Annotated in this window: 12 protein-coding genes; 4 read left to right on the top strand and 8 right to left on the bottom strand. The window is 35.0% G+C overall.

Features of this window, described 5'->3' with window-relative positions; translation table 11 throughout:
- Positions 1–19: 19 nt before the first annotated feature.
- From NEF87_RS15405 to NEF87_RS15395, 3 genes are all read right to left on the bottom strand, one after another.
- Positions 20–958 (bottom strand): ABC transporter permease, encoded by a 939-nt coding sequence (locus tag NEF87_RS15405; protein ID WP_457916506.1) that lies wholly within the window; start codon positions 956–958, stop codon positions 20–22.
- 2 nt (positions 959–960) lie between these two features.
- The gene (locus NEF87_RS15400) at positions 961–2,025 is read right to left on the bottom strand and encodes an ABC transporter permease (RefSeq protein ID WP_371802287.1); all 1,065 of its coding nucleotides are present in this window, start codon (positions 2,023–2,025) and stop codon (positions 961–963) included.
- A 124-nt stretch (positions 2,026–2,149) separates the two neighbouring features.
- The gene (locus tag NEF87_RS15395; RefSeq protein WP_457916505.1) at positions 2,150–4,081 is read right to left on the bottom strand and encodes an ABC transporter substrate-binding protein; all 1,932 of its coding nucleotides are present in this window, start codon (positions 4,079–4,081) and stop codon (positions 2,150–2,152) included.
- Between the two features lie 212 nt (positions 4,082–4,293).
- Here NEF87_RS15395 and NEF87_RS15390 point away from each other — a divergent pair, with 212 nt between their 5' ends.
- A complete protein-coding gene (locus NEF87_RS15390; RefSeq protein ID WP_457916504.1) occupies positions 4,294–6,747 on the top strand; it encodes a GH36-type glycosyl hydrolase domain-containing protein in 2,454 nt (817 codons plus the stop codon).
- Between the two features lie 181 nt (positions 6,748–6,928).
- On the opposite strand, the gene NEF87_RS15385 is transcribed toward NEF87_RS15390, so the two are convergent.
- From NEF87_RS15385 to NEF87_RS15375, 3 genes are all read right to left on the bottom strand, one after another.
- A complete protein-coding gene (locus NEF87_RS15385; RefSeq protein ID WP_457916503.1) occupies positions 6,929–8,062 on the bottom strand; it encodes a hypothetical protein in 1,134 nt (377 codons plus the stop codon).
- Positions 8,063–8,148: 86 nt separating this feature from the next.
- Entirely contained in the window at positions 8,149–8,787 is a 639-nt protein-coding gene (locus NEF87_RS15380; protein WP_371802283.1) for a hypothetical protein, read from the bottom strand.
- A 235-nt stretch (positions 8,788–9,022) separates the two neighbouring features.
- Positions 9,023–9,505, bottom strand: coding sequence for a GNAT family N-acetyltransferase (locus NEF87_RS15375; protein ID WP_457916502.1), 483 nt, complete (start codon positions 9,503–9,505; stop codon positions 9,023–9,025).
- 206 nt (positions 9,506–9,711) lie between these two features.
- Here NEF87_RS15375 and NEF87_RS15370 point away from each other — a divergent pair, with 206 nt between their 5' ends.
- The 3 genes from NEF87_RS15370 to NEF87_RS15360 all read left to right on the top strand — a co-directional run bounded on the left by NEF87_RS15370 (position 9,712) and on the right by NEF87_RS15360 (position 12,269).
- Positions 9,712–10,017 (top strand): hypothetical protein, encoded by a 306-nt coding sequence (locus NEF87_RS15370; RefSeq protein WP_457916501.1) that lies wholly within the window; start codon positions 9,712–9,714, stop codon positions 10,015–10,017.
- Positions 10,018–10,278: 261 nt separating this feature from the next.
- Positions 10,279–11,772, top strand: coding sequence for a carboxypeptidase M32 (locus NEF87_RS15365; protein WP_457916500.1), 1,494 nt, complete (start codon positions 10,279–10,281; stop codon positions 11,770–11,772).
- Positions 11,773–11,891: 119 nt separating this feature from the next.
- Positions 11,892–12,269 carry a zinc ribbon domain-containing protein gene (locus NEF87_RS15360; protein ID WP_457916499.1) on the top strand — a complete coding sequence of 126 codons (378 nt, stop codon included), beginning with the start codon at positions 11,892–11,894 and terminating at the stop codon, positions 12,267–12,269.
- A 135-nt stretch (positions 12,270–12,404) separates the two neighbouring features.
- Here NEF87_RS15360 and NEF87_RS15355 read toward each other — a convergent pair whose 3' ends face one another.
- Entirely contained in the window at positions 12,405–13,271 is an 867-nt protein-coding gene (locus NEF87_RS15355) for an L-2-amino-thiazoline-4-carboxylic acid hydrolase (RefSeq protein ID WP_457916498.1), read from the bottom strand.
- Between the two features lie 123 nt (positions 13,272–13,394).
- On the bottom strand, positions 13,395–14,912 hold the full coding sequence (locus NEF87_RS15350) for a glycerate kinase type-2 family protein (RefSeq protein WP_457916497.1): 1,518 nt from the start codon (positions 14,910–14,912) through the stop codon (positions 13,395–13,397).
- Positions 14,913–14,922 lie beyond the last annotated feature (10 nt).

Below are 14,922 nucleotides of genomic sequence, written 5' to 3'. Positions count from 1 at the left end.
AATTGTTCTATTCTCCAACTTATTTTTCCCTTAATCGAGGATTAAATACTTCCGTTAGATTTGTATTAATGACATACATTAAGACTAAAAACAACGTTAATGACAATCCAGTAGGTATCCATAGGTGGTAATAACCCGGAATAATATGAGCCTTCCTATCCAAATCTAACATTCGTCCTAATGTCCACATATCACTTTGACCTAATCCCAATATAGCGATACCGGCTTCCGTTAAAATGGCAACATTGATTAAAATAGTGAAAACCAAGAAGATATAGGAAAACATATTTGGAATTATATCCACTATTGCGATTTTAACTTCACTAAGGCCCGATGTTTTGGATACCTTAACAAAATCCCGTTCCCGGAGACTTAATACTTGAGAACGAATTGATCGAGCGGCCCATGGCCAATTAAATAGAGCAATTACAATTTCTATAGTCAATACACTCGTTTTTTCCATCATTGTCCCCAAAAGCAAAATAAATGGAATTACTGGAAAAACTAAGAAAATATTGGTAATAAAAACAAAGAAATCATCGATAGCACCACCTAAAAATGGACCAATTAGACCGACGAAGACTGCAATGACTACGCAAACAATCCCTGCCGTGAATCCTATTTTTAATGAGTTCTTAAAGGAATGAAGGAGTACAGCAAACCAGCTATATCCTTGTTGGTTTGTTCCAAGAGGTAATCCTGATTGCGGTTCTGCAAAAAATAAAGGAAGACCGGTGGATCTACCGTCAATGATGACTTCGTAAACATATTCAGGATCTCCGACTACTGCTGAACCAATGAATGCGAAAAGGACTACCAAAAGAAATATAGACAGAGGGATAATTTGCTTTTTATATCTCTTTAAAAATAACTCAAATTTTCTCTCAGTTTTGAGGGTTTTAATTGTTAATGCGTTTGGATCTGGCTGTATTATTTTTTCTGCTGCAATTTCTGTCATTTTTACTTGTCTCCTCCGATTCTAATTCGAGGATCTATAAATCCATATAATATGTCAATGAAAAAATTTCCGATAACGACTATCATAATATTCACAACAAAAGTACCTACAATCAGTGTATAATTTTGCTGAGTCATAGCTTCAATAGTTGTCCAACCTAACCCAGGCCAATTAAATACAAATTCAATAATGAAAGTAGCACCTAAAATTTCATTAAAACGAAGATTCAAGCCCGTTAGTTGAGGTAACATTGCATTACGTTTAGCATATTCCCGCATTTTCTCATCTGTGAAACCTAACTTTCGACAATAAAGAATATAATCAGAATCAGCTTCATAAATCATCATTGAACGAGCCCCTGTTGCCCAACCTCCAGTGAATGCAAGGGTTAGAATAATAAAGCACATTAAAAATAATTTAAACTTTGAAAAAAAGGGATCAATGGCAGAGGGTGGATCAGCTACAACCCATCTTAACCCCAAAACAAAAATATCAAAAAATATATACGCAATCCAGAAAAAAGGCGCAGATTGCAGAAAAACGAAGACATAATAGATAATATTATTTTTTCTACTTGGTTTGTACCCAATTTTTGCACCAATACTATTGCCTAAAACGAAGGTAAGGGCAACTGTTGGAACAACAAGAATTAAACTAAACATCAAGCGTGGACGAACAATGTCACTAACAGGTATTAAATTAATGTATTCATAACCCAAATCCCCTTTAAGAAAGTTGATTAAAAAGTTAAGATATTGCTGCCACAGCGGCAAATCTAATCCTAAATATGATTCTAAAACAGCCTTACGTTCATTCCACGCTTCAATATCAGTTACAGTTGCAGGAGGAGTAAGTAATCCAGCAATAGGATCTCCAGGTAGCATTCTTGGTATCCAAAATGCAAGTGAAATTGCGATGAAGAATACAAAAGCATAAAACAATGCTTTTCGTAGTATGAATTTAAAGTATGAATTAGATGTAATTGATTTTATACTAAATCCCCTTTTTTCATCAACCAACTTATTGTCGGTTAGCATCGGGGTGATTTCTAGTCCAGTCGTTTCCATTTTTAAAACCTTATATTGTGTAAGCTAACTAACCATTATTTAATGCTAATTAAGAAAAAAAAATCTATAAAAAAAAGTGGTGAAAAATGAAAAAAAATAAATTATAAGATTTGGTTTGATTAAATTAATTTTGTTTTCTTCTTCGAATTATTTGAACTGAGAGCACACTAAGAACTCCGACAATTAAGGAAGCTGTAAATCCATTCCATGGAATGCTTGCACCGGTAGATTCAGATTGAATTAAACCCAAATACATTCGTTGTTTCAAAGCCATTCGATTTATTGAATACGCAGTTTGAGCATCTTGATATTCATTTTCTGCACTTGGCCAATTATCCCAATACTTTGTGTTGGTCAAATACCAGAATCCATTTGCATGGGAAACAATTGTTGGCAATTCAGATGCTAATAATTCTTGCATTTGAGAAGCAACAGCAACACGCTCATCTCCTTTGGCGGTATCAAACTCTTGATAGAGTGCTTCATATTCAGGACTTTCCCAGTGAGAAGCATTATCCCATGGTAAGTTGGCAGTTCCTCTCCACCCACCTAAAACGGTGTATGGATCATTTACTAAATGAGGAGTACAACATTGCATAACCATATCAAAATCGCCTTCCATAATTTTCACTCTCCAACCATTCCAGAAATCTACTTCCCGCTTGGTGGTAGTAATGTTAATATCAGAGAAATCACCTGCCCACATAGATGTTGCAATGCAGACATCGGTCCACCCAGCTGGAACTAAAATTTCATAGCCCCCTAAGGCAATATTGAATCCAGCATGACCAGAATCTTCATCAGCTTCTGCACCTAATGTTCCTTGGAATTCTACTGGAACATCATCAGTATACCAAACACCATCAACTTGATAACAGCTTTCATTAAGAATATCAATAGCTTTTGCTACATCCAAGTCAATACCATATTCTTCTTGAATGGATTCATTGTAAAGTGATTTATGACCTGCAGAACGATTATCAATAACTCCTTGTCGAGCTCGATTCCAATATCCACCAGAAGCAGCTACCTCGATTGAATCATAATCAATAGAATAAGCTAAGGCTTGTCGGAACCATAACTGATTGAATGGAAATTTCATGTGATTTGGAGCCACTTCAATAATAGCCCCGAGGGCTAAGTAATATTCATCAAAGCTTTTTCCAAACCAAGTTTCAATATTATCATTTCGACCTAAGGCAGTCCAAACGCTTGAGTAAAATCCAGCATGTAAATCAATTTCATCAGTTAAAATAGCTGCATCTTTAGCAGTATTATCTGCATATTTTCGCATTCCGATATACTCTGCTTCAGGAGTTCCAGAGTAATTAGGAATATCCATGTGTAGAGTATTTATACCCCACCAATCATCACGTAATTTATAAATTTCTTCTCCCGCGGTTAAATCACGGAAGTATGGGAAATATGGACCAGAAGCGACTTTCCAATCTTCATTGAAGGAGGCATTTAGCCAATCATTCTTAAAGAGATCTAAATCTTTGGTGACATTTCCATCATTAATTTCTGACCATACATGTTCAGGAACGATTGGAATTTCAGTGTATAAGAATTGTTCCATACGGTAGGAAAATTTCTTTTCTGCTGTCATAACAAATTTCATTTCTGTTGCAGAAATTTTTTCCATAGAAGCAATGATATCTTGCATACCAGTCCATCGTGGTTGATATTGAGCGATTTCATAGCTGTAAATAACATCATCAGCATCTAAAACTTCATCATCAGACCATTTGGCTTTTTCATTAATCTTTACAGTCAATTCGGTACCATCAGCATTCCAAGAATATTCGGTGCCAATGACAGGAATTAAAGTATCGTTCATAGCTCCGTTTAAACCAAAAAGAGGTTCATACATTAGAGCAATTCCGAAGGCAGGAGAACCTGTCCAAGGATTGTAATTGTCATGTTGAGTATCATAGCCAGTGGACCAGACAATTGTTGCCCGTTCTGGAGCGGTTGTAGCGCTCACAGAGGCAATCACTGGAACTATGAAGGCCATCATAAACAATGCCATCCATAAGTTTCGTCGTAATTTCATTTTTTTTACCAACAACCAATTGTTTTTTGAAAAAAGTATCATCCAAAAAAAAACTCTCCAAAAGGAGAATTCAAAAACCTTATATTTATCTGTATTACAATTAATATATAAAGCTTGTGATTTCGTATTACGTCTTATATTTAAATGAAAAACAAATGTATTGCAATTTATATTAAAAGGATTTTTACGAAATTTCGGAGAAAGAGATTCTAATGAAAAAATATGGTTATTTTGATGATTTGCGGAAGGAATACATAATTACTCACCCCGATACTCCCCTTCCTTGGATTAATTATCTTGGAACGGATAGCTACTTTAGCTTAATTTCAAACACTGGAGGAGGGTATTCTTTTTATAAAGATGCTCGATATCGACGACTAACGAGATATCGATACAATAATACTCCTTTTGATTCTAATGGCAAATATATCTATATTCGGGAAAATAAAACCGGTAAATTTTGGTCAACAACTTGGCAACCTACACGACATACAATGGAAATGTATCAATGCCAACATGGATTGGGTTATACAACAATTCAATCCCAAGCTGAAAAAATTCATTCCAACGTCACTTATTTTGTCCCATTGAATGAAAATTTGGAAATCTGGAAGATCAAAATAACCAATCATCACACTCATACTGTAGATCTTTCTTTGTTTTCGTTTGTTGAATTTTGCTTGTGGGATGCTCAAGGAGATGCAACTAACTTCCAACGCAATTTCAACATAGGAGAAGTAGAAATCGATTCAGCAACAAGTACTATTTATCACAAAACCGAATATCGCGAACGCCGAAATCATTTTGCTTTTTTCTCATGTTCAGAACCCTTGAAAGGCTATGATACGCAAAGAGAAAAATTTATTGGATCTTATCATAGTATGGAAAGTCCAGTCGTTGTTGAAAATGGAAATTCTTTAAAATCCCATGCTCATGGGTGGGCTCCAATAGGTTCTCATCATATAGAAGTGACCTTGGAGCCTGAACAAACAAAAGAAATAATCTTCATATTAGGTTATTCAGAAAATAAGAAGTCAGAAAAATTCTCTCCTCCTGATTCACAGATTTTAAACAAAGAAAAAGTCAATCAAAAAATCACCTATTACAAGGATCCAAAAAATGTTGAGGATGCGTTCATTGCATTGAAAAGATATTGGGATCAGTTACTAAGTAAATTTACTATTGATACTCCTGATGTCCATACAAATCGGATGGTGAATATATGGAACCAGTATCAATGCATGGTTACATTTAATCTATCAAGATCGGCCTCATTTTTTGAGTCTGGAATAGGGCGAGGAATGGGATTTCGTGATTCCAATCAGGATATTTTAGGATTTGTCCATCTAATCCCCGAAAAAGCCCGTCAACGAATTTTAGATCTTGCATCAACCCAAATGCCTAGTGGAGGTGCCTATCATCAATATCAACCTTTGACCAAAAGAGGAAATCATGAATTGGGGAGTAATTTTAATGATGATCCTTTGTGGTTGATTTTAAGTACAGTGGCTTATTTAAAAGAAACAGGTGATTTTGATATCCTAAAAGAAGACATTCCATTTGAAAATCAAAAAAATAGTGAAAAATCACTGTTAACTCATTTAGAATTGAGTTTAAAATATACACTCGATCGACTTGGACCCCATGGATTGCCTTTAATTGGAAGAGCAGATTGGAATGATTGTTTGAACTTAAATTGTTTTTCTGAAGAACCAAACCAATCTTTTCAGACTACCGCCAATAAAGAGGGAAAAATTGCCGAATCACTTTTCATTGCTGGTCAATTCGTGTATGCAGCAAAACAAATGAATGAACTTTTTATTTATTTGAAGATGGTTGATAAAGCCAATCATTATAGTGGTGCGATTCAAAAAATGGAAGAAGCAATAGTACAACATGGATGGGATGGAGAATGGTTTCTGAGAGCTTATGATGATAGGGGCCATAAAGTAGGTTCACATGAGAATAATGAAGGTCAAATCTACATTGAATCCCAAGGAATGTGTCTAATGGCTGAAGTTGGAAAAAAAATGAAGTTGGCAACAAAAACATTGGCATCTGTACACCGTCATTTAGCTACTCCTCATGGAATTATGCTTCATCATCCTCCCTATACAAGATACCACTTAGAATTAGGAGAAATTTCTTCCTATCCACCAGGTTATAAGGAAAATGGGAGTATATTTTGTCATACGAATCCATGGATTATGATTGCTGAAGCAATGAATGGAAATCCTGAACAAGCCTACAATTATTATTTACGAATTAATCCATCAGCTCGTGAGCACCTTAGTGATCTTCACCGGTGTGAACCCTACATTTATGCCCAAACAATAGCAGGTTATGATGCCCCAACGTTTGGTGAAGCTAAGAATTCTTGGCTTACTGGGACGGCAGCATGGAATTTTGTTGCAATTTCACAATATATTCTCGGAATTCACCCCACTTTTAATGGATTAACGATTGAACCTAAAGTACCCCAAACTTGGTTAGAGTACAAAGTATCTAGACTCTTCCGCGGAGTAATATATTCAATAGAAGTTAAGCGAGTGGAAGAGGGAGAAAATCCTTCATGTGAAGTCGATGGAATCCAAGTAAACTCCTCAACAATCCCCTTGCCAGATGTGTCAAAAAAAGAAGTAAAAGTTTTAATAAAAATTCCCTAATGCTGCAAAATTCCTCAACTATTCACTCTATTCCAAGTCAAGATCATTGCACCACTAATATTTTGACTTGGATTTTTTTTTCAATTTTCATAAAATAGAGATTTAATCACAGACAAAATTCATTTTTATATTGAGTTAATCTGATAAATGAAAAAATTATAAAGAAAAGGATTGAATCAACTTAATAGGTAAAATATTTCTCGGCAATTATCTTAGATTCTGAAAAAGGAGTGATATTTCCTGTAAAATTTGAAAGATTTTCTGCAAATTTAGTTTCAAAATCGTTTACAAATTCTTTCAATGCATTCTGAGAAGCTTGAGTGGAGTAATCTTGCATTAAAACACATATAAAATGCTCCTTAGTGACAACATGCATTTCTTTATTTTCATACTGAATCATTTTTATGGACTCATCAATTTTGGTCGTTTCTTTCAACATAATGGTAATCGCTGAAAAAGCACCTGAAAAAAGAGACATATTATCTTGCGTTATATCTTTGCGAAATGATTTTGAAAATAATAGAAGTCCTGAAGTGGAATATATTAGCAAGAAATGATTCTTTTGACGTTCCATCAACCATGGATTTTTTGAAACTCGAAGAAAAGCATATCCCACTGACATTAATCCAAAAATTTTTATGAAAGAGAAAATCCCCGACACTCTACCGACTGAATCTTCGCTGAAGACTTCCAAAGTAAAAGGAAGAACACCTCCAAACAATTGAGAAAGGCTAATTCCTATGATCATATTTAAAAATAAATGGCGCTGTTTTCCACTTTCGATCATACGAAAGGAAGATAAAAATATTTTTCCTATAACCATGGAAGCTAAAACTGAAAAAATTAGGATCAATATTGAAATTAATGTAAAACCTTGCAAAATTATTCCAGATCCAGTAGAAAATGACTCATGATTGCTGAACAAAGCACCTAAAATCATGGCAAGTATGATAACAAGGGGAAGAAGCGTCTTTAAAGTATTTTTCGATTGTTCAAAAATCAATAATAATACAAGGACATCCAATAGGGCGAAAAGATCAAAAATTTGGGAAATAATTATGACAATTGAATCCGAAAAGATTAATTCATTCTCAGGAATAAATCCAAAAGTTCTTCCCAGGAGAAGGAAGCTAAAAACAAGATTTGTAGTCGAAAAGAAAAATAATAACATCAGATGATAATACATACGAAAACGGGTCTTAATCGCTTGATAGGTAAAGTAACTGAAAAATCCAAGAATAAAAATTAACGGAATAACGGCGATTAATTGAGTAATCCCTTCAAAAGTGCCTAAATGTATTTGCTCAAGAATCATATTTTCTCATATAACACTAGCTCAATTGGGCTAAAAATATTGACGACCCAAATTTTCAAAAAAGAAAGAGAAAAGAATCCAAATTTTTAAACCTCATTCCGTTTATATATAAAGCGTAATGTAGAGGTCTTTCTATTAGATTTAGAATTACGAATCATTCCTGATTCATAATGATAATTAATATCTTCCATGTAATACTCGAGTAGAAATCGAATAAAAACGGAGAAACGTTCTCCCATGATATGTCTTCCAGCAATGATGATTGTATCTTTTTTCTGGGAAAAATGAACTTTCTGAAACCAATTTTGACCCCTTTCTGAGAAGACATTTTGAACTAGAGAACGCACTTCATCCTCAGGATCTGGTTCTGGTAAAACTTCAAGAGAGTGATTTCGACCCAATAATTGGAAGAATTCATAATCTCTGATACCATTTTCATAGGATTGTTTAGCAAGTTTTTTAAGTGTTTCATCTGGAGCGGTTTCCATAAGAATAAGCATCATATTATGAGAGAAGAATAATTTTGGATTAGGATATTTTGGATTCGAAACACGTAAATCGATATAAGATGAGGCAGCTTTCCTTATAAGTTCAGATCGACTTATTCCAAACAGTTCAGTGCATTCATTAATTACATCTGCATCTTGACCTTCGAAGCGAACTGAAATTGTAATTTCTTTTCTCGCATAATCTTTTTTATTGTTTTCAATCCGCGAATCTGCCATAATTAACTTAAGTACTTGTAATATTAAAAGTTTATTTAAATAGGTTTTGTCATACGACAAAAAAGAAATCTTAGTGAAAACGAGATAATTAACTTTTATTAAACGATTTAAGCCACGATCATTAAACACAAAACATTATTGTATAGATTTACAGCCAATGTAAGAAAAAATTGTTGAGAATTGAAATCTGAGCGATAGAAAGTATTCTCAATGTGATTAGTATTTCAACAAAAGATTATAATTTCATACGAATTTCAATTTCATGATCAATTTTTTCACCCGTTTCTTCAAACCCATATTTTAAATAGAACATTTTTGGACCATGTTCTCCTGGTTCATAACTGGAATATAAATACTCGGCATTTGGTCGGGAACGAACATAATTACATAACAGATCTAACCCTTTTTTCCCATATCCTTTTCCTTGATGTTCTTTTGCAATCATATATCTCCATAGAAAGTAACGACCATTATATTTTTCATCTTCCCCTTCTTCCCCTGAAACGGGGTCTGCTAACATAACAAACCCCACCGGAGTTTCACCGACATAAATAGCGCGCATCCAGGCATAATCTGAAAAATGAGCTTCGGCGATTGAGACTGAATTGGGCGCCACATTTTTCTTTTGTTCTTCAGCGACATTCAGTTTCAAGACTGCCCAGAGATTTTTTTTTGTAATTTCTTTAAACATCAAGTTATCAGGAGATTTCTTTGCCATAGAAATAAATAAATTCCTTTAACAAAATAAATTTGCATGCTTTTTTTCTACATAAAAAAAGTTTCTTTTATAGATTAGTGGATGGAATAATGGAAAGATGCTAATTTTTCACAAATCATAAATTCAAATCGAGGCTAATAAATATGATAGCCATGAAAGATGTCAATGTTACAATCAGCTTGCACACATTCCGAAGGGTGGTTAAAATGCCTAGAGTAATGTCTTTGCGAAATGAAGCCCACATAATAGACATCATCGCCACATTAGATCAGGAATTCCATGAAAAAACGAAGGATGATGGAAAACCCCACACCATGGATTTTCAAGACAAAAAAGTCAAATCATTGCTCCAAATGCTTTGGAATCCAATAAAGAAGCAATTCTATAGTGATGTTGGAATTGAGGCACGAACACCTTTTCCTGACTTAAAAGCACTCCCAGTGGATACAGATTGGAGATTTAGTCTTCCCAATAATGCAAATCTGATCTTAACACCCGATCCAATGTGCTGATGAGATGCCATTGCCGAAAAACTGACTCCCACAGAATTCATCCAAGGGATGAAGGAACTTTTCGGGGATGAGGATCCAATCTATCAAATTTATCAGAAAATATACACAAACTGGCTTTAAAGTTGATAGACCATGATTTCAAATCAACGTGGGAATGATCATGCTGAATAAACCTCGTCATCGTGTTACCCCCTAGTAAATGGAAAATGTTAATTTGAAATCCTCGACTTTTTTAATTTTTCTATCTTTAACATAAATACAATGACAAAAACACCTTATGAAACCCTTTGTCTCAAAATGAAAGAAGCAACCCTTTTGGGTCAAGCTCAAGGTATTTTAGCCTGGGATAATTATTGTTATATGCCCGAAAAAGGTATAGATCAACGATCACAACAGCTAGCGTTGCTTTCTAAATTGATCCATCAATGGTCCACTGATCCTGTGGTTGGTCAACTACTAAAAGATAGCAGCCAAATGGCAGATATTACCCCCATTCAACAAAGAAATTTAGCTTTGTGGCAAAAAGAATATGATCGCGAAACTAAAATTCCAACGAATTTAGTGCAAAAAGTTACCGAACAATCGGCCAAAACAGAGCACCTCTGGCGAACAGCCCGAGAAAAAAATGATTTTAAACTGGTGCAACCAGATTTAGAGAAATTGTTTGAACTCAGAAAAGAATATGGGGCAAAGTTAGATGAATCGAAGAGTCCTTACAATAACCTTTTGGATATGTACGAACCCAATATGACGGAAGCAATGGTGAGTGAATACTTTTCAGTATTAAAGGAAGGTTCCATTCGGGTCATGAAAAAATGTCTTAGCGCTGCAGATATTCCGGATCCCGCTATTATAAGATTAAAAACACCTATCCCTCAACAAGAACAAATATCAAAACTTTTAATGGATCTTCTCGGCTTAACCCCAGATAAATCGCGTCTAGATAAAGTTGCTCACCCATTTACTATAGGTGCATATGATGATGTCCGAATCACCACACACTATCTTGAGGGTGATCCAATCGGTTGCATGTATTCAGTCATTCATGAGGGTGGTCATGCTCTTTATGAATTAAATTTACCTGACGAACATCGCTATACCGCAATTGGGCGTTCTGTTGGATTGGGGGTACATGAATCCCAAAGTCGATTTGCAGAAAACATCATTGGGCGAAATCCGGAATTTTTAGGATATTTATTACCCAAGATCCAAGAAATCGCTCCTGTATTCAAGGATATTTCCCTTAGTAATTTTGTTAAAGCAGTGAACGGTGTGCAAGCCACTAAAGTTCGTATTTATGCCGATGAAGTTACTTATAGTTTACATGTGATCATGCGGTTTGAAATTGAAAAAATGTTGTTTAATGATCAATGTACCATCGCAGAACTTCCCCAAGTGTGGAATAATAAGATTGAAGAATTCTTCGGATTGAAGGTAGATAGTGATGCTGAAGGAGTTATGCAAGATACGCATTGGTACGGCGGAATGTTCGGATATTTCCCAGATTATGCCTTGGGAAATGTATATGATGGTTCTTTCTATAATCAAATGAAGAAAGATGTGCCCGAATGGGAATCCCAATTGAAAGTCGGAAATACTAAAGAAATTCTCACATGGTTAGATACCAAAGTCCAAAAAATGGGATCGCTCTATTATCCAGCTGATTTAGTGGAACATGTCACCGGTGAAAAACCCAATGCGAAGTATTTCATTGATTATTTGGATGAAAAATATCAAAAAATCTTCAATTACTAGGTGAAAATCTTGAAATCTCTTTTTTCTCTATTTTTATATTTAAATAAATTTCGATAAAAAATGGTCTCTAGAAAGTTGAGATACCTCACCTTCCCTAATATACTTAGGAACATAAAATAATGTCTCAAACTCCAACTCAAATGTCTCAACCAACCGCCGACCAACCCCGAACTCTCGACCGTGAACGAAAAAAGATGTTAGATGCATGGGTCAGTTTCTTAATTGTCTCCATTGTTCTAAGTATCATCTTTCCATATGACCCATTCTGGGCAGTCATTCCAAAAATTGTGTTATTTATTCAAGCAATCAGATGCACTATTGAATACAGCAATTTTAAGAAATCCTCTAGATATAACATTGAAATGACACCATCTCAGCCAATTCATATCAGTTCACATGTTCAATCACCTACTACTGGAACGTTCTGTCCAATGTGTGGGGTTGCTCATGATGAAAGCAGCAAATTCTGTGCTTCCTGTGGAACTTCTTTAGAATAATTCTAAAGATTCCAAATCTTCAACCGAGATTTTTTTTTATTTTTCAATTTATCTTTTCAATAATTTAATCTTGCAATAGTGAGTCCTTTTATTCTCTGAAATAGTGGTAGTTAACTTTTTCTGTGAACAATGGAGTTAGTCTTTCGAAATATGTTTTACTTCTCGTTCTTTCTGCTGCCATTCCGAGTCCGAAGGGTGAAATATTTCTTCAATATAACGCTTATCATGATAGCAGAAATCGCAACAATCATCTCCTTTCATGATCGTTTTCGTCCGGGTTAGCACGAAATTTTCATTTTTTTGCACATGATTGAAATAATCACCGTAACACTCTAGATAATATTTTAATTCATTATCAGGGAGATCTTGGATCACTTCACCATATAGACAGCGTTCTACTTTGAAAAACAGCCGTTTATTATCACAATGATACAGAGCTTGGTGAGTTAAAGCAGATCCCCGAATACTATTTTGAGCATGGTCTTCTAGCGATGCCTCATGCTTTGGAGAGAAATCAGGTTCCACATAGTATCCCCGAGTATATCGTTTTATCAATTCAAGCGCTTCGGGACGGGGAATTAGTTCACATAATGTTTGAGCCATGTAATATTCGCCTAAGAAGATTCCGCGATAATGGTGATCGAATTTGAGAGAAACAGAAGTAGCATCAGTAAAGCTTCCTTCATATTCGCGAAAATGCATGAAGGAAAACATCGCTTTCTCCAGAGTATAAATTAATTCTTCTTGATGTTCTAAAATAGAATTGGCATTAAACGAAAGATCAATATTTTCGATAGATTTTGGGAGATAATCTGGATTGATCAACGATTTCAAGTTGATTTGAAACTTCTCTATAAAGGTTGGAAGAAGGGAAGATTTATAATCAGATAGGATATGCAAGAATCTATCGGTATGATTCATGCGATCGGTGAAATAAGTGTGAAGATTAATCAAGAATGATTGATTTTCATCCACTTTTGCATTGTATACGTTTAGGTGCATACTATATATAATTTTAGATTTAATAAAAAAGAGATTAGTTTTCACAAAAAATTGGAATTGGATTGAAGGAAAAAATGGTTTCTTAAAGAATAGATTTGGATCAGAAAAAAATCTTCTTGAATATCAAACTTGTGTCGTAGGATGGTCTGGAGCCTTATTTTGAACTAATTGGGTTAAGGCAGAAGTTTTAAGCTCTTTTCTTTTAATTAAGATAAGAACCATATCATTGACATTTGTGCCTGTCTGCCCAGTAATCAGATTATCTCCCAAATGTTGGAAAAAGTGATAAGAATCATTGTTTTGCAGATATAACTTGGGATCTAATCCAAGAGCATTCATTCGTTGGAGTGATTCTGAATCGATGATTGCACCCATCGCAGAAGAATTGCCTTCAATTCCATCAAAGGCACCGGCTATGATAACAAACTCAATATCACCGAGAACATTATCAGAATTTTTGGAAACATAGGATAAAAATCCCAATAACATTTCTTGGTTACGTCCTCCCACCCCATTTCCATGAATTTTGACTGTAAATTCTCCAGTTCCAATTAATGCCGTTGTTCTTTCTTCATTTTTATAACTTTCAATGAGTGAAATCAAATTCTGACCATACAATTGTGCTTCTCCTTGCAAATTATGAGAAAATATATGAGGAATAATTTGATGGTCTATTAAATATCGACACACTCGATTAGCCGAGGTCTCAGCACTCCCAATAATAAAAGATTTTGCAGACGAGAAGATATCCGCTCCAGGCTTAGGAGTTTCTGGAATACATCCCTCTGTACCATGATCGATTCTCTGTTGAACAGAAAGAGGAAATTTAGAGAAAATCTGATATTTTTCACTGATTTGTTTAGCCATATGAAATGTACTTTGATCAGGTACTGTGGGTCCCGAAGCAATGGTTTGTAAGTCATTCCCAACTACATCAGAAATAATTAAACTATATATCCTACGAGGGGCAGCTACGCGAGCAAGTTGTCCACCTTTGAAATTCGATATATGTTTTCGAATACAATTAATTTCTTGAATTGAAGCCCCACATTTGAGTAACAAACGATTTACACTTTTAATTTCATCTAACGAGATGCCTTGGGCAGGATAAGGCATAAGTGCACTCCCGCCCCCGGAAATTAAAGTAATTACAAGAGTATCATGAGACGAATTACGTAATTTAGAGAGCATTTCTTGCACACCATTTAAGCCTGATTCATCGGGAATAGGATGGGCACAAAAATTGATATTAACTTTTGCTTTTTTTTGGGGAGACACAAGCAGATCAGGAATATTTTGTCCATATGGTATATTTATCAGTCCAGAAATTTCAAAACGATCTTGGAGAATAGCAAGTAAGGCTTGACACATACCTCCAGAGGCTTTTCCCCCTCCCAAAATCAGAATTTTCTTAAAGGATGTAACAAAAATTTTTTCAGAACCAATTTGAAGATAATCATCGGATATAGATACATAGGATTCGATCAAGTTTTGAGGAAGTACGGCTTCCAAAGCACAAACTATGGACTCCAATCCGATTTGACGGAGTTGTCGGAGAGAAAGGGAAATTTCTGGTTTCTGAGCAATGGATAGAATTTTGTTGAAAGGGCTTTTGCTATGTATGAATTTTTTCTGATTCATGGCTATACCT

The organism is Candidatus Lokiarchaeum ossiferum (genome assembly GCA_025839675.1).
GTDB classification, from domain to species: domain Archaea; phylum Asgardarchaeota; class Lokiarchaeia; order Sigyniarchaeales; family Promethearchaeaceae; genus Lokiarchaeum; species Lokiarchaeum ossiferum.
The sequence above is the reverse complement of the archived record's forward strand: the minus strand, read 5'-3'. Positions and strand labels throughout refer to the sequence as shown.

What these genes read in the sequence shown, in the direction of transcription:
- NEF87_RS15405 (WP_457916506.1), bottom strand. Translation starts at nt 958, where the DNA reads ATGACAGAAATTGCAGCAGAAAAAATAATACAGCCAGATCCAAACGCA.
- NEF87_RS15400 (WP_371802287.1), bottom strand. Translation starts at nt 2,025, where the DNA reads ATGGAAACGACTGGACTAGAAATCACCCCGATGCTAACCGACAATAAG.
- NEF87_RS15395 (WP_457916505.1), bottom strand. Translation starts at nt 4,081, where the DNA reads ATGAAATTACGACGAAACTTATGGATGGCATTGTTTATGATGGCCTTC.
- NEF87_RS15390 (WP_457916504.1), top strand. Translation starts at nt 4,294, where the DNA reads ATGAAAAAATATGGTTATTTTGATGATTTGCGGAAGGAATACATAATT.
- NEF87_RS15385 (WP_457916503.1), bottom strand. Translation starts at nt 8,062, where the DNA reads ATGATTCTTGAGCAAATACATTTAGGCACTTTTGAAGGGATTACTCAA.
- NEF87_RS15380 (WP_371802283.1), bottom strand. Translation starts at nt 8,787, where the DNA reads ATGGCAGATTCGCGGATTGAAAACAATAAAAAAGATTATGCGAGAAAA.
- NEF87_RS15375 (WP_457916502.1), bottom strand. Translation starts at nt 9,505, where the DNA reads ATGGCAAAGAAATCTCCTGATAACTTGATGTTTAAAGAAATTACAAAA.
- NEF87_RS15370 (WP_457916501.1), top strand. Translation starts at nt 9,712, where the DNA reads ATGCCTAGAGTAATGTCTTTGCGAAATGAAGCCCACATAATAGACATC.
- NEF87_RS15365 (WP_457916500.1), top strand. Translation starts at nt 10,279, where the DNA reads ATGACAAAAACACCTTATGAAACCCTTTGTCTCAAAATGAAAGAAGCA.
- NEF87_RS15360 (WP_457916499.1), top strand. Translation starts at nt 11,892, where the DNA reads ATGTCTCAAACTCCAACTCAAATGTCTCAACCAACCGCCGACCAACCC.
- NEF87_RS15355 (WP_457916498.1), bottom strand. Translation starts at nt 13,271, where the DNA reads ATGCACCTAAACGTATACAATGCAAAAGTGGATGAAAATCAATCATTC.
- NEF87_RS15350 (WP_457916497.1), bottom strand. Translation starts at nt 14,912, where the DNA reads ATGAATCAGAAAAAATTCATACATAGCAAAAGCCCTTTCAACAAAATT.